The sequence below is a fragment of the Hydrogenovibrio sp. genome (assembly GCF_965140365.1).
In the GTDB taxonomy this organism is placed as follows: domain Bacteria; phylum Pseudomonadota; class Gammaproteobacteria; order Thiomicrospirales; family Thiomicrospiraceae; genus Hydrogenovibrio.
Map to the genome: position 1 here is coordinate 14,185 of NZ_OZ223196.1, position 15,730 is coordinate 29,914.

The window sequence follows — 15,730 nt, forward strand, 5'->3', positions numbered from 1 at the left end:
CATGATTTCTCGCATTCTCAAATGGTCTATTTTTCTGGTGGTCGCCACCGGGTTGACCGCCTTGGCGTTGAACGATAACGGGCAAGTATCGATGGTATGGCACGACTGGGTGATTGAAACCAGTCTGACATTCGCACTGGCGGCCGCCGTCATCGGCTTTGGATCTTTGTATCTGTTGATGCGCCTGGTGATCAATCTTTGGCATTTTCCGGCCTATTGGCGTAATCGACGTCAATTGAAACGTTACAGTAAAGCGGAAAACTCCATGGCAAAAGGGATGATTGCCTTGGAATACGGCGATTGGCAACTGGCGGAAAAGCAGTTGATCAAAATGGCGAAACACTCCGATTCCGGCTTGGTACATTATTTGACTGCGGCCAAAATGGCGCATAATCAGCAGGCGTTTAGTCGTCGAGATCAATATCTGGCCGAGGCGAGGCAACGTTTTCCAAACGATAGCGTGACCATTGGATTGGTGGAGGCGCGATTACTGAAGGATTCGGAACCGGACGTGTCGCTGGTGATCTTGAGTGAATTGCACCAGCAAAGCCCTAAAAATAAGACCATTTTGGCGGAATACGCGCATCTGTTGCTGCAACAACACTATTGGGCACGTCTAGAAGACATCCTTGGCGAGGTGAAGAAGTTCAAAGCACTGGACAAGGCTGAGATCCAAGCATTGGAGGTGCAGTTATTGGCCGGTAAAGTCGCTCGTGCCGAAAATCCGGAAGTTTTGGAAAAACTCTGGCAATCACTTTCCGGGCGTCAGCAGTTGAATCCCGCCATTTTGGCGGAGTTTGTGGAACAACGCATGGGTTGGGGGAAAGAGCAAGGCTTGGCGGATTTGATTGCCAAGAGCCTCTCCAAGCAGTGGGATGATCGATTGGTGTATCAATACGGTCGAATCGAGTTAGGCCCCGCCTACGAGCGCCTGAAAAAAGCTGAAAAATGGTTGTCGAGTCATGCCGATAATCCGGTTTTATTGCTCACGTTGGGACGTTTGGCTTGCATGAGTCAATTATGGGGGCAAGCACGTCATTACTTCCAGGAAAGTTTGAAATTGCGGCCGGAGCTGGAAACCTTCCATGCCTTGGCGAAATGCTACGAATCGGAAGGGCTGGAGGCGCAAGCGGCGTTGACCTATAAAGAAGCCATCCTGCAATTGGAGAAGAAAGCCTAATCAGTCGGTGTGCTCGGTTTTAGGCGTTTCGGGCTGTGCCGTCTCTTTCGTCTCACTCTTATACGCTTGGTGCATTCGTTCAATGGCCAGCGCGGTCAATTCCTTAATATTTTGCGTGTCGTAACGGTAGGTCGCGTAGCCGATTTGAACATCGAATTGATAGCGGGGGGATTCCGCGTCTTCGGTTTCGGTTCTTCCGGCAAAACGTTTCCGTAATACTTGTGACATAACCGGTACTTCCTCTTCGGTCATTTCCGGCAAAATAATCAAAAACAAGCGCTCGCCGATACGAAACGGCAGGTCGATATTGCGGGTGTACTCGTTGATGGTGTCGGCAAACAACTGCACCGAATCGACGGTACTGGTCGCCTGTTCATCTTGGGAAGGGGAGGCTTTCAACAGTTTGATGACCAGAATCGAAAATGGCCGGTGATAACGGTCAGACCGGTAAACTTCGAACTGTAAAGCCTCTTTAAAACGATCCTGATGGAAAAAACCGGTCTGATGTTCTGTCACCATTAAGGCGTCCAATTTGACGTAAATGGACTTCAGCGTTTGAATATTTTCGGTAATTAACTGGTCGATTAAATCAATTTCAGCAATCTCCTGCTCTTTTCGTTCCCAAAGAATCTCGTCGTCTTCCAAACGAATATGGTGCATACGCTCTGTCAGGTTTCGAAGCGGTTTGATGAAGTCTTTTTCCAGTACGCGGGTCATCATTACGACCCCGATAATGAAAAAGCTCAGCATAAACAGAATAAAAAAGGCCCATAAGGTTCCGAACGTCAGTAAGGGGTTGGTTAGGGGAAGGTCAAATAACAGCGTCCCGAGATAGTTTCCCTGCTTGGCTAAGATGTTGCAAGTGTTGCAACCGGGGCGAAAATAAATGGGGAGGCCGCCGTTGACTTCGGCTGATAGGATATTTAATTGGTGGTTGAGTCGGTTGGTTTGTTTGGCTGTTTTGAGATATTCCCGCTGTTTTTCAGATAAGAGAACGGTTTCGGGATTGATTTTTTGGGCTGGAATGAACGTGAAATGGTTTTGCAGGTTTTTGTGGCGTATTTGCGCTAAAATGATTTCGGCTTGATCGGTCGGGTTATCGGCCGCCGGCAAATCCGAAAAGGTTTGTTGCAACCGATCCGGTAAGTTTGAAACAGTATTGTGGTAGGCGACGGTGATAAGAGTACCGCTGACCAGCGCGGTGATGGTCAGGGAGGCTAACAAGGCGAATATCGAAACCCATAGGAACTTTTTGAACGCAAAAACCCGAAAACTTACAGGGTGTGTTTGGCGTTGACTCATGAACCCCCCACTCCTTTTCATACTTGATGTTTCTATCCTACGCTCTTATATGGGAGCACTCAAGATTTATTAAGTAATACACGATTTATTAAGTAATACACGCAAATGCGTATTGAAGTTTAATGTGACCAACAGAGCAGAATAATGGATATGTTTTATGGCTACGTCAGATCCTTGGCGGTGTTTTTTATGGGGGCGGCGTTGCTGGCGACCGCTCAGGCAGAGACTTCTTCGGAGGCTGAGTTAGCATCGTCAGTCGGATATGCCGACGTCAAACCGATTTTGGAAAAGCGCTGTATTGTGTGTCATGGCTGTTACGATGCGCCCTGTCAGCTTAAACTGTCTTCTTATACCGGACTTGCGCGTGGCGGCAGTAAAGAAAAAGTGTACGATGGTGAGCGGATTTCCGCCGCCCAACCCACTCGGCTGTTTATGGATGCGCAAACCATTGAAGAGTGGCGAGAAAAAGGCTTTTACTCTCTGATTACGGCACAGCAGGATGGCGAGCCGTCGGTTTTGTATCGAATGTTGATGCTGAAAGAAGACCATCCTCAACCGGTGAATGGCCGGTTGCCCGAAAATTATACATTGGGGCTGAACCGTAAAGAGGTGTGCCCGAAAGCGGATGAGTTCGATGACTTTGCTTTGAATCACCCTAACTGGGGCATGCCATATGCCATGCCGAATTTGCCCAAAGACGAATATTTGACGTTGCTGAACTGGGCCAAACAGGGCGCGCAAGGGACCTTGGAAGACCTGAATTCGGTCAATTTGTCCGAGCAAGCCAGTTTTTATGAGAAATATCTCAATATTGATACCTTCAAACATCGTTTGATGGCGCGCTATGTTTACGAACACTTGTTTCTGGCACACATTCATTTTGCCGATAATTCACCGCGTACTTTTTACCAGCTGGTGCGTTCTAAAACCCCGCCCGGCCAACCGATTGAGGTGATTCATACCACTCGGCCTTATGATGATCCCGGCGTGGATCGAGTGTATTACCGTTTGCGCGCCGTGAAGTCGAGCATCGTCGATAAAGACCATTTGGTGTATCACGCCGATGCCAATACCTATAAAAAGTACCAGGCCTGGTTTATTTTCCCGGATTACGAAGTGATGAAACTGCCCGGTTACGACCCAAAGACATCGGCCAATCCATTCAAAACCTTTGCGGCGATGCCGGCGTCTGGACGTTACCGTTTTCTGCTGGATCAAGCGCAATTTATTATTGAAGGCTTTATTAAAGGGCCGGTCTGTCGTGGCCAGGTGGCGTTGAACGTCATCGAGGAGCAGTTTTGGGTGATGTTTTTTGACCCGGACGAAGATGTGGTCAGTAATGACACGGCCTTTTTGGCGCAGCAGGCGGATAACTTGGCTTTGCCATCCGCCGAAGGGGTGGAAACCTTTCGGATGCTGGCCACGTCCACCACCTATCAAAACAAACAACGTTTGTACCTGGATGCCAAACAAAAACTGTTGCATTCCAAAAAAGAACGCCAAGTACGTCATGGGTTCGGTCGAATTTGGGACGGAGACCGTCATAACCGTAATGCGCTGTTAACGGTGTTTCGAAACCAGGATTCCGCAACGGTGCTCAAAGGCCTGCACGGCAAAATCCCTAAAACGGCTTGGGTGATTGATTACCCTTTATTGGAGCGTATTCAGTATTTGTTGGTGTCCGGGTTTGACGTTTACGGCAATGTCGGCCATCAGCTCAATACCCGACTTTACATGGACTTTCTGCGCATGGAAGGGGAAAACAACTTTCTAAGCTTCTTACCGATTGATACGCGTGAGAAATTGCGCGACTATTGGTATCGTAAAACCTCGGACGAAATGGTGCGCAGTGATATTCCTTCAACGAAAACCACGATTCACTATCTGACGGATCATCCTAAAAAAGAATTTTTCCATCGATTAGTGCAACTGGAAGAGTTTCGAGATGTACTCAACTCCGACCCGATTAACCGCCCTCATCTGCCGTTTAAAGACGGGGACCCGGACGCCCGTATCGAAAAATTCCTGCAACAACTGGCCGATTTGAACGGCCAAACAGTAGAAGGCTGGCCGGAGGTTTCTTTTTTACGGGTAACCCGCTTTAACGATCAGGAATCCTGGTATACACTGTTTTTGAACCGCGGTTATTACAATGTGACGTCCTTGCTGTTCGATCAATATAACCGCGCTCCGAAAGAAAACACCGTCACGGTGGTTAAGGGCTTGCGGACCAGTTATCCAGGGATGTTTTTCGAAGTGGATGAGCAAGACGTCAATGTGTTTTTGGCCTTGGCCTCTCGAGTGAAAAATAAATCGGAGCTTCAGCGGTGGGTAAAGGCCTATGGCGTGCGCCGAACCGATCCGGCTTTCTGGGATTTTTCCGATGATTTGTTGTTTTATCAGCAAAAAGTGGCGCCGGTGACCTGGGGTATTTTTGATTTGAATCGTTACTTGAATGATTAAAAAAAAACGGTTTTTTGGCTTAAGTTTTAGTAAATTTGGTCGATAACGTTTTTGAATTCATTTATTTTGAAGGAGGCTTGAATGGAAATTTCAGCCAATGCCGCCGTCAATGCGGCGATGCAACAGCAACAAGCTTACACTCAGCAAGAAGTGCAGGTGTCGATGTTGAAAAAAGCGATGGACGTGCAAACTCAAGGTGCCTTGTCTTTGATTGAAGCCTTGCCTGCTCCGACACCTTCCACCCAAGGGCTACCAGCGAATCTCGGTAACAATATCAATGTCACTGCCTGATTCCCGTAACGGAGTCGCTTAAACGAAAAAACCGCCACACCCTAAAGGGTATAAAGGCCTGGCGGTTTTTTGTTTTCGGGCATTGAAAAACGTCCGTCAATCAATCGGGAAGATGTAATTCATCCAAGACGCCATGCGTAACAGCACTTTCCGAATAATGGACAAATCCTCGAATTTATCCGAGTAAACCGCCGCTTGCGCGTAAGAACCGCCGGGCAACTGATCGCGGTATTCCGCAAACGCCGGGTCGGTGATCTTCAGTTTCACCGGCACCATGCCGCTGACGCGGTTGTTATCGGTTAACAAGACGCCATTGGGTTGCATCTGCCCTTCCGCCATATAGGGTTGGACGCCATAGACCTCGGCCTTGAAGACACGCCCGGGAATGGCATCAAATGCCACTTCGGCTTCGAAGCCGGGCCGCACGCGCAGTAGGTTGTTTTGTCGGAACCAGCCGACGAACATATCCTGTTGCTGAGTGATGAACACCATCACCGGCCGTAGCGGAATCGGCACGGCAATCATGCCCGGTTTCAGGAAAAGCTGGGTCACTGAGCCGTCGGTCGGTGCGCGGACAATGGTTTGATCCAAGTCGAATTCAGCCTTGGCCAGTTCGGCCTGCAAGGCATCCACGCGAGATTGGGTCTGGTCGACGTCCAATTGTCGGCCCAGGTTTTTACGCATCATTTCCTGATAGCGCCCTAGGTTCTTTTTTGCTTCTTTCAATCTGGCCGTGAGTTCGTCCACTTTATCCTGAAAGGGTTTCGGGTCGATTTTAAACAGCACATCACCGGCTTTAAGCGGTACGTTGGGTTGGACCGGAACCTCAATGACACGGCCTCTTACCGTCGGCGAGATGGGGGTGGCGTAAAAATATTCGCGGGCCTGGCTGGAATAAGGGTGGCTGTAGTTCATCACGCCGTAAATGCCGCCCAGTAAAAAAGCACCGCCCAGTGCCGCCGTCGGTACCGTCCATTTGTTGACGGGCACTCTGAAAAGTTTGAAGAGTACGATACAAATCGCCGTGTAGGTCAAAATCAGCAGCATATCCATCAGTCTTGACCTCCGTTAGTCGTATCGCTTTTTAAACCGCGCACTTCGGTTTCCAGTGCGGTGAGTTTGGATTCCAGTTGTGCCAGGGTTTGTTTGTCTTCATCGGTGCCTGAAGTATTGGAGTGAAAGCCCCAACCGCGCTCTTCCCGGTAGGTCATGGCCCATATCCATAAAAACGGCCAAAGGACGTGCAGCATAAACAGACTGACCCAGCCGGCGGCTTCAATGGCATCCTGGTGCGGGTGGTTACGTTTTTGCGCGATTTTATAGGGGATGTCGTGAATGGCGATGATTCCGTAAAAAAGTACGACGACCACGAAAAACAGCAGAAACAGTGAAAAATAATTCAAAAACTCGTGCATGGGGTATCCAAAGTGCTTATTTAAAAACGATTACGATTTGTGCTCATTTTATACGAAACCGAAAGGCTGAAAAGAAACTTATTATTGAGTTGTTGAGGCGCATGCATTCAGGTGTCCGACAGCAACGCCAGTGTCTGCTGAGCAATTTCCTTTTCCTCGTCGGTGGGAATCACCCAAGCTGGAATTCGGCTGGCCGGTTGAGTGATGCAACTTTCGCCCTTGGCTTTGACATTGGCGACCGGATCGATTTCAAACCCGAACGCCTTGGAAAAGTCATTGACCACCCGATAGCGGATTTTATCGGCATGCTCGCCGATGCCGCCGGTGAACACGATGGCATCCAAGTCGTCCATAATCGCCATATAACTGCCCGCCACCTTTATCAAACGGTAAATGAAAATTTTCAGCGCGAGTCCGGCGTTTTCGTCGCCGGCGTAGGCCAGTTGCATCAGTTCTCGCATATCATTCTGCCCGGCCAACCCCAGCAACCCGCTTTCTTTATTGAGTAGGTGGTCGACCTGCTCGGCGGTGTAACCCAGTTCGCGCATCATATACAGCGGAATCGACGGGTCGAGGTCACCGCAACGTGTGCCCATCACCAGGCCTTCCAGCGGGGTAAAGCCCATGCTGGTGTCCATGCTTTTGCCGTATTGGATGGCACACACGCTGGCACCGTTGCCGAGGTGCATGGAGATGATGTTGAGTTGGTTTAACGGTTTGCCAAGCAGAGCGGCGGCACGCTTGGCAATGTATTGGTGCGAGGTGCCGTGAAAGCCGTAACGGCGAATCAAATGGTCATCGTAGAGGTGTTTGGGAATGGCGTAATGGTATACATAGGCCGGCATGCTCTGGTGAAAGGCGGTGTCGAATACCGCGGTTTGCACCAGGCCTGGGTGTTTTTCGGCCAACAGTCGCATTGGGGCCAGATTGGCCGGGTTGTGCAAGGGGGCGAGTTCCGATAAGCGGTCGATGGTTTCCATGACGTCCTCGGTGACGATGACCGGTTGTTGGAAATCTTCGCCGCCGTGGACCACGCGGTGGCCGACGGCATCACAGTCGCCAAGGTGTTCGATCAGTCCTTGCTGCTGCAGTTCGGTTTCCACCTGATGTAAGGCGAACGCCACGTCGCGCTCCGGTGTTTCGCCGATGTGTTCGACTAGGCCGTGGGCGATCTGGTGGGAGTCTTCGCCGTTGAACAGGCTGTATTTCATCGAAGAACTGCCGGCATTTAAAACCAAAATTTTCATACGGCTACTCTTTTGTGTCGTTGGCTTGTGCTTGAATGGCCGTGATGGCGACGGTGTTGACGATGTCCGCCACACTGCAGCCCCGGCTCAAATCATTGACCGGCTTACGCAACCCTTGCAGAACCGGACCGATGGCGACCGCGCCGGAAGCGCGTTGCACCGCCTTATAGGTGTTATTGCCGGTATTGAGGTCGGGGAAGATGAACACGGTGGCTTGCCCCGCCACGTTGCTATTGGGCATTTTCTGGCGGGCGACGGTTGGGTCGATGGCGGCGTCGTATTGCAAAGGCCCTTCCAACAGCAGGTCTGGCCGTTTTTGGTGGGCGAGTTGCGTGGCCTGTCGAACCTTATCGACTTCGGAGCCGTGGCCGGATTCCCCGGTGGAATAGGACAAGAGTGCCACTTTCGGGTCGATGCCGAAATGCCGTGCGGTGTCGGCGGACCCGATGGCGATTTCCGCCAGTTGTTCCGCCGTCGGGTTTTGGTTGACGGCACAGTCGCCGTAGACCAGTACACGGGTGTCGAAGCACATAAAGAACACGCTGGAAACCAGCGAGGTGTCCGGTTGGGTTTTGATGATTTGCAGGGCGGGACGCACCGTGTCTGCGGTGGTGTGGGTGGCGCCGGACACCATGCCGTCGGCGTAACCGAGATGCACCATCATGGTGGCGAAATAACTGACATGGGACAGGGAGTCACGGGCCAGGTCCAGCGTCATGCCTTTGTGTTGACGCATTTCAAAAAAGGTTTGGATGAACTCTTCCTGCCAGGGGCTAGTGTCCGGGTCGATGATTTGCGCCCCTTCCAGGTTCAGACCGAGTAAATTGGCTTGATAAAGCACTTCTTCCGGGTGGCCCAGCAGAATCGGGTTGACCACTTTGCGCTGTAATAACACGTCGCAGGCATGTAAGATGCGTTCGTCGGTGGCTTCCGGCAGGACAATGCTCTTGAGGTTCTGGCGGGCTTTTTCAAACAGGCGGTATTCGAACATAATCGGCGTGGTAATGTCGCGGCTGTGGTCGCTGGCGCGTTGCAAAATGCGCTTCATCAAGCAGTCGCGGTCAACGTGACGGTCGAACAGCCCGAGCGCCAGATGGGTTTTGCGGCTGTTGTTGGCGTTAAGCTTGGCGCGTACGCGGCCGACGTCCATGGCCGATGGATAGGTGTCGGTCTGAACGGAGACAATGGGCAGGTCACGTCCTTCGAAATTGATGATCAGGTCTTGAATCACCGGTTTGGGCATCAGGCCGCCGGTGAGCAGAATGCCGGCGATATTGGGCATGTTGCGCGCAAACAGGCTCATAATGGACGCAATCAAGATGTCGCTTCGGTCACCGGGAACGACGATTAAATCGCCCTCGTTGACGCGCGGTAGATAGTTTTCGATGGTCATGGCGGCGACGATGGGCGCTTTGACCAAGCGGTTCCAACCTTGTTTTTCCGGAGTGAGGAATTGGCCGTTCAAGGCATCCGCCACTTCTTTAATGGTTGGGGTGTTCAAGTCGTCCAGTTCCGGCAGGTAAAACACCGGCAGGCCTGGGTGTTTTTTGAAGTCTTCGCTGTCGTCATGCAAAGCCGACGCCATACGGTTAACAAAGAAGGCAAACGGGTCGTGGCCGGCACTGGCGTGCAATTCCATTTCTATTTCGGTTTCAATGTCGGCACGGCTTTTGTCTTGCCCGTTCAGCACCGGCACGTAAGGGCTGTTGAAGTGCTTCGCTAACGCCAGGTTGATGTCGAATTCGATGCCGCTGGCGTGACGGGTCATTTCCATACCGTGCACCAATACGAAATCGTATTCCTGTTGCAGGGTTTGGTATTGCGCCACCAGTTGTTCGAACAGCTCGTGCTTACGGCCGTCGCTGAGTTTCTGGGTCGCCTCCGATAATGTCACGCCCGTCATCTGCTCCATGGGAATGTCGAGTTGGAAGAAGTCGTGGATAAAGCGACTGTCCGGGTCGTCGGCTTCCGTGACCAGCGGGCGGAAAAAGGCGATTTTTTCAAATCGTTGTCGCAGCAGAGACATCAAACCGAGTGAAACAAGCAAACTGCCGGCGTGGCGCTCGCGGGGGGCAATGAAGAGACTGTTGGGTTCCATACCGAATTCATTTATAAAAGCTGGTTGAATTACATGCAAGCTTAACACTTGCGTATGTAATTTCCATTAAAATAATGGTTTTCCATCGACAGGCGCCGATTATTTTGCAGTTTACCCAACCCGTTCCGCTCAGTTTATATGTGCATTACCCTTGGTGTATCCAAAAATGCCCCTATTGCGATTTTAATTCGCATACCTCGAATAATTTGGATGCAGACCAAGAAACCGCTTATCTCGACGCACTGATTCGGCAACTGGAACTGACCTTGCCGATGGTCTGGGGGCGGCCGATTCAGTCGATTTTTTTCGGCGGAGGCACGCCGAGTTTAATGTCCGAAGCCGGGCTGGACAGTTTTTTGTCTCGCGCCAGAGCCTTGTTGGGGTTTCAACCGGACATTGAAATCACCTTGGAAGCCAATCCCGGCACGGTCGATTTTGAAAAATTCGCCGGGTTTCGTCAAGCCGGTGTAAACCGTTTGTCGATGGGCATTCAAAGTTTTGACGACGAAAAATTACACGCCCTAGGGCGAATCCACTCGGCCGATGAAGCCTATCGCGCCGTGGAAACGGCTAAAAGCGCCGGGTTCGACAACTTCAATCTCGACTTGATGTTTGCCTTGCCGAATCAAAATCTGGAACAGGCTTTGCACGATGTCGACACCGCCATTGGGTTGCAGCCGCCGCATTTGTCGCACTATCAGTTGACGCTGGAGCCCAACACCCCGTTTTATAAGCAACCGCCGGAATTACCGGAAGACGACCAGGCCTGGGAGATGCAGCTGGCGTGTCAGCAACGTTTGGCGGAAGCCGGATATCATCATTACGAAGTGTCGGCCTACGCGCAAAACGGCCAGGCCTGCCGACACAACCTGAATTACTGGCAATTCGGTGATTACATCGGGTTGGGTGCGGGCGCGCACGGCAAAATCACCGACCCGCCGCAAGGGGTGATTTGGCGCACCCAAATGCCGGCCTCGCCGGGCGGTTATATGAACATGATGGCTGAGGGCAAGACCGGACGGCTGGAAAAGGTGGGCGACAGCGATGCGGTGTTTGAGTTCATGCTGAATGCCATGCGTTTGCAGGATGGCTTCGAGTTAAGTTTGTTTACTTTGCGCACCGGCTTGCCATTGCATACAATTGAGCCCATCTTACAGGATTTGGCGGACAAAGGTTGGTTGACGCTTGACGGTGAAATGGTGTGTTTGACCCGCACCGGCCAAACCTATTTAAACGACGTGCTGCAGGCGTTTTTATAACGCCATGCCAGGTTGTAACGGAAAAGGAAAGATTATGGAATCCAAAAAAGACCCATTACCGCATGCCACCCCGGAAGACGTCGCCGGCATTGAAGAGGCCTTGAACCCGGAAAAACGGGTGTATTCCGACGACCATGTGTGCCCGATCAAAGAAGCGCGCATGGCGAAAAAGCGCCGCCCACCCGCGCATCCGGCCGTGAAATGGACCAGTCGTTTGGTGATGGGCTTGGCGGTGATTCCGATTATTGTGGTATTGGCCTTTATCGGGGCCATTACCTTTATGGATTTCAACCAGTACAAACCCACCATCGAAAGCGAATTCCAGGCGCGCACCGGTTATCCTTTGAACATCGAAGGCGAGTTGGACGTGTCGGTCTGGCCGTTTGCGTTGCAAGCCAGTCAGGTAGCGATGCAAGACAAAACCGACCCGGAACGCCCAGACCTGGCGAAAATCGACAGTATTCAAGTGGAGTTTTCGCTGTGGGATTTATTCATCAATCGTAAGCTGGATATTCTCGGCGTCGAACTGGAAGGCGCGCACCTGTACCTTGAAACCGATAAAAACGGGCGTAGCAATTGGCACGGCATGCCGATGCTGTCGTATTTTTTGCCGGAACCAAAAGCGACTTTTCGAAGCGTAGGCTATCAACCGGTGGTCAACAGCGCGGAAAGTCGTCAGGGCAATCCGCCGAGTTTCCACTGGCGTTTGAACAGTTTCGTGTCGCAAAACGCCGTGCTGGAATGGCGTAATGAAGAAAACGGTCATACCTTCCTGTTAGACGATTTCGACTTGATGGCGTTCGATATCGCGCCGGACGAACCGTTCAAATTGCTGACTAATTTCGCCTATCAAACCAATGTGGTCAAAAGCCGTTTCCACGTCAATCTATCGACCGAATTGACGGTGAATGAAGCCTTGAAGCAATGGCAATTGGCCGATTGGAACGGCAATATCCGTATGATTCTGCCGAAGGAAACAAAAGTGCCGGAAGTGCGGGTGGAAACCGCTGGTAAAGTGTTTGATCTGGACATGGAGCGGAAGACGTTCCACGTGGAGCAGGCCAAATTGAGTTCGTTGAAAACCCAAATCGAAACCTCCATGCAAGGCCAATACGGCGCGCACCCACAAACCGAAGGCGAGGTGAAGGCGGAGCATATTCATTTGCGTAAATGGTTCCGCCATTCCGGCATCGAGTATCCGCATTTCGTTAACCGCAAGGTATTGAGGGATGTGTCGGCGGCGTTCCGTTGGAAACAGACGGCGCGTCAGTTGAATATCGATGATCTGGAAATGTTAGTGGACGGCGCCAAAATTGTCGGTCATCTTCAGCGCAAGGAACAGGCGGGCCGACCGGATCAATACCGTTTCGACATCGCGGTATCCGAATTGGACATGGACCAGTACGAAGCCTATGTGAATCCGCCGCCGAAAAAACGTCGCTCAGCGGAAACGGCGGCTGAGCCTAAACCCACCACGCCGGTTCAAACCGCCCAAACCGCTTCGGGCAAAAAGCCGGAAACCTATCTGCCGATTGCCTTGCCGGTCAATACCTTGAAAGACTTGGATGCCGAAGGCCATTTGACCATCGGGCAGTTGAAAGCTTGGCAGATGGTGTTCACCCACTTCGATTTGACTTTGGCGGCGAAGGACGGCCAGTTGAATCTGGCACCGCTGAATGCAGATCTGTACCAAGGCAAGCTGCGTTCCGAATTGGCGGTGGACGTCACCGGTAAAACCCCGGCGTATGACTGGAAAGGTACGATGGAAGGCATTCAGTTGAAGCCCTTTTTGGCCGATGGCTGGCAATATCATCAGTTGGATGGCGCTTACAGCGGAAATTTTGATTTACACACCCGCGGCGTCAACAGTTATTTGTTGCGCCAGAACATGAATGGTCGCATCACGGCCAAGGTGAATGATGGGGCCTTTGTGGGCATGGACTTGAACAAGTTGCTGGCCGGGCAGAAAACCCAGCCACAGGACGCCACGCAATTCCGTCGATTGAGTCTGACGGGAAATATTCGGAAAGGCATTTTGAAAACGAAGGACTTTAACATGAAAAGCCAACGTTTTTCCGCCACCGGCAGTGGTTCGCTGGAGTTGACCTCGACCTTGCTTGACAGCACTTTGTACACGGTTTACCAGAACCCACCGAAGTCGTTACGTTCTTTGAAGGGCATGAAAGTGCCGGTCTATCTGAAAGGGCCCTTGGATCAACTGAAATGGTCGGTTGACATGAAAGCCTTATTGAACAATCCGGATAATCAGCAAAAGCTGCTGCAAGGCTTGCAGCAGCTGTTTCAATCTTGAACGATTGTCTATACATCAAACCGCCCAGGCCTGGGCGGTTTGGAGATTGGCCGTTTAAAGCGTCAGGGTTTTGGCAAGCAGGTAGCCACCGAACAGAAGCATCATAAACAGTATCCCGGCTAAAACAAATGCCTTAGAGCCGACTTGTTTCATTTTGTTCAGTTGCGTTTCCATCCCGAGCGCAACCATCGCCATGGTCAGTAAAAAGGTGTCGATTTGATGAATTGTCTCGACCCAATAGACAGGCAATAATTGCAGTGAATTAAAAGCCGCGATACCCAGAAACCCGACAGCAAACCATGGAATGGTTTTCACAAACGGAACCTTTGGCTGGTTGTTTTGCGGTGTCGCTTGGCGAACGACAAACCAACCCGTGACCAGAATCACGGGAACGATCATCAATACCCGTGTCATTTTTTCAATGACGGCATATTCCTGGGCGGTTTCGCTCAGAACGCTCGATGCGCCGACAACCTGCGCCACTTCATGTAGGGTCCCACCAAAATAGAGGCCTTTACCGAAATCACTCAATGAAAATAGGTTAAGGCTGTTTAAAAAGGGATATAAAAACATCGCCAAGGTGCCAAAGACGACCACGGTAGCAACCGCCACGGCCGTTTGATGGCTTTTGGCTTTGACAACCGGTTCAACAGCCAAAATCGCCGCGGCACCGCAGACACCGCTGCCCGCAGACGTTAATAATGCGGTTTGAGGGTCCATTTTCAAAAGCCGTGTTCCAATCAAAAAGCCACTGATAATAATGGTGGCCACCACTGTGATAGCCATCAGCAGCCCGGGGAGGCCGATGGATTCAATTTCTTGTAGGGTAATGGAGAATCCATACAGAATAATGGCCAGGCGTAATATCTTTCGGGCTGAAAAATGGATGCCGGCATGCCATTCCTGCGGGATGTGTTGATGCAGTGTATTGCCATAGGCGGTGCCGAGCACAATACCAATAATCAACGGACTCAATCCCAGCGGCAATAACCAGGCACTGCTGGCCAGTTGTTGAGCGGCCGTGGCAAATAAAGCCACTAACAATAAGCCGTTAAGGGTGTGTCCTCGGGTTGCGCTATGAAACATCGTATTTCTCCTGAGTTGAAAAGGTGAGAGAGGTTCTTTAGCGGCTATTGTAAAAAGGTCAAACCATAGTAAAATCTTATTTACTTATACAGTTTATTGGAAAAACCGATGATTAAGGCCGGTTACCTTGTCACCTTTGCAAAGGTGGCGGAGTTGAAAAATATTACGTTGGCGGCTGAAGCGTTGCATCGTTCTCAGCCAGCTATCTCGGGCCAGTTGAAAGCGCTTCAGGCGGAATTTACGCAGCCTCTGTATCACCGAAAAGGGGCGGGGGTTGAGTTGAGCGAGTTGGGACTGGCGTTGTTGCCTTATGCACAACGGCAGGCCAAATTGCTGATTGATGTGGAAACGTTTCGGCATCATATTGAATACGATCAGACGGTCGTGCTCAAAATAGGGGCTTCCACCACCATTGCGAATTATGCTATTCCATCCCTTATTTCACGGTTTCAGAAAGCTTATCCGATGATTAAAGTGGAAATGCTGGTCGGTAATACACAGAAAATTCTGCAAAACTTGCCGTCTTTGGATGCGGCTTTTGTTGAAGGACGGGTGAAGGGAATTCAAAATACCGGTTATTATCCAACGATCTGGAAGCAGGATGAGTTGGTGGTACTCATGCCTGAAAGTCACCCGCTGACGCAGTGTGCGGAAATTCATTTAAAGGATTTAACCGATTGTCCCATCATTTTGAGAGAGCAGGGATCCGGAACACGGGAAATGACCGAATTGGCGTTCAAGTTGTCGGGCATTGAGATCCAACCGGTGATTGAGCTTTACACGACTGAAGCGATTAAAGAAGCCGTCAGAGTTGGCTTGGGCGTTGCGTTGGTGTCTAAGTTGGCGGTGGAAACCTTGCCGCCAACAGTACATTGGCGGCACTTAACCGAGGACGATAAAATTATTCGCCCTTTGTCTTTATTGTTACCGGAGCTGGGAGATCATAGCCATTGGATTAGAACCTTTATTCGTTAGTTTTCTCCGCCACATTGTCTAAAAGTTCTGCTCGGACAATGAAAAGACTCGCCTTCGTTTATGAAACCTATGATCTATTAGGGGCGACATGAGGACGAAATTA

Annotated in this window: 12 protein-coding genes; 6 read left to right on the forward strand and 6 right to left on the reverse strand. The window is 50.9% G+C overall.

Going from position 1 to position 15,730, the window contains the following annotated elements:
- The first annotated feature begins 1 nt into the window (after position 1).
- On the forward strand, positions 2-1,180 hold the full coding sequence (locus AC0KH7_RS00050) for a heme biosynthesis HemY N-terminal domain-containing protein (RefSeq protein ID WP_472369576.1): 1,179 nt from the start codon (positions 2-4) through the stop codon (positions 1,178-1,180).
- Here the strand turns inward: AC0KH7_RS00050 and AC0KH7_RS00055 are convergent, their stop codons facing one another.
- Entirely contained in the window at positions 1,181-2,482 is a 1,302-nt protein-coding gene (locus tag AC0KH7_RS00055; RefSeq protein WP_472369578.1) for a GGDEF domain-containing protein, read from the reverse strand.
- A 144-nt stretch (positions 2,483-2,626) separates the two neighbouring features.
- Between AC0KH7_RS00055 and AC0KH7_RS00060 the strand changes: the two genes are divergently transcribed.
- Both AC0KH7_RS00060 and AC0KH7_RS00065 read left to right on the forward strand, forming a co-directional pair.
- Positions 2,627-4,945, forward strand: coding sequence for a fatty acid cis/trans isomerase (locus tag AC0KH7_RS00060; protein ID WP_472369580.1), 2,319 nt, complete (start codon positions 2,627-2,629; stop codon positions 4,943-4,945).
- An 81-nt stretch (positions 4,946-5,026) separates the two neighbouring features.
- The gene (locus tag AC0KH7_RS00065) at positions 5,027-5,236 is read left to right on the forward strand and encodes a YjfB family protein (RefSeq protein ID WP_068646893.1); all 210 of its coding nucleotides are present in this window, start codon (positions 5,027-5,029) and stop codon (positions 5,234-5,236) included.
- Positions 5,237-5,332: 96 nt separating this feature from the next.
- On the opposite strand, the gene AC0KH7_RS00070 is transcribed toward AC0KH7_RS00065, so the two are convergent.
- The 4 genes from AC0KH7_RS00070 to pta all read right to left on the reverse strand — a co-directional run bounded on the left by AC0KH7_RS00070 (position 5,333) and on the right by pta (position 9,996).
- Positions 5,333-6,289: an HlyD family secretion protein gene (locus AC0KH7_RS00070; RefSeq protein ID WP_472369582.1), complete on the reverse strand. Its 957-nt coding sequence runs from the start codon at positions 6,287-6,289 to the stop codon at positions 5,333-5,335.
- The gene (locus AC0KH7_RS00075; RefSeq protein ID WP_472369584.1) at positions 6,289-6,651 is read right to left on the reverse strand and encodes a DUF3302 domain-containing protein; all 363 of its coding nucleotides are present in this window, start codon (positions 6,649-6,651) and stop codon (positions 6,289-6,291) included. Before AC0KH7_RS00075 ends, AC0KH7_RS00070 begins: the two co-directional genes overlap by 1 nt.
- A gap of 107 nt (positions 6,652-6,758) precedes the next feature.
- The gene (locus tag AC0KH7_RS00080) at positions 6,759-7,898 is read right to left on the reverse strand and encodes an acetate/propionate family kinase (protein ID WP_472369586.1); all 1,140 of its coding nucleotides are present in this window, start codon (positions 7,896-7,898) and stop codon (positions 6,759-6,761) included.
- Positions 7,899-7,902: 4 nt separating this feature from the next.
- A complete protein-coding gene (gene pta / locus AC0KH7_RS00085; RefSeq protein ID WP_472369588.1) occupies positions 7,903-9,996 on the reverse strand; it encodes a phosphate acetyltransferase in 2,094 nt (697 codons plus the stop codon).
- Between the two features lie 104 nt (positions 9,997-10,100).
- Between pta and hemW the strand changes: the two genes are divergently transcribed.
- Positions 10,101-11,255, forward strand: coding sequence for a radical SAM family heme chaperone HemW (gene hemW / locus AC0KH7_RS00090; protein ID WP_472369590.1), 1,155 nt, complete (start codon positions 10,101-10,103; stop codon positions 11,253-11,255).
- A 34-nt stretch (positions 11,256-11,289) separates the two neighbouring features.
- A complete protein-coding gene (locus tag AC0KH7_RS00095; RefSeq protein WP_472369592.1) occupies positions 11,290-13,566 on the forward strand; it encodes an AsmA family protein in 2,277 nt (758 codons plus the stop codon).
- 54 nt (positions 13,567-13,620) lie between these two features.
- On the opposite strand, the gene AC0KH7_RS00100 is transcribed toward AC0KH7_RS00095, so the two are convergent.
- Complete coding sequence (locus AC0KH7_RS00100; RefSeq protein ID WP_472369594.1) at positions 13,621-14,652, reverse strand: YeiH family protein; 1,032 nt, start codon at positions 14,650-14,652, stop codon at positions 13,621-13,623.
- 108 nt (positions 14,653-14,760) lie between these two features.
- Between AC0KH7_RS00100 and AC0KH7_RS00105 the strand changes: the two genes are divergently transcribed.
- The gene (locus AC0KH7_RS00105) at positions 14,761-15,627 is read left to right on the forward strand and encodes a LysR family transcriptional regulator (RefSeq protein ID WP_472369595.1); all 867 of its coding nucleotides are present in this window, start codon (positions 14,761-14,763) and stop codon (positions 15,625-15,627) included.
- The last annotated feature ends 103 nt before the right edge of the window (positions 15,628-15,730 follow it).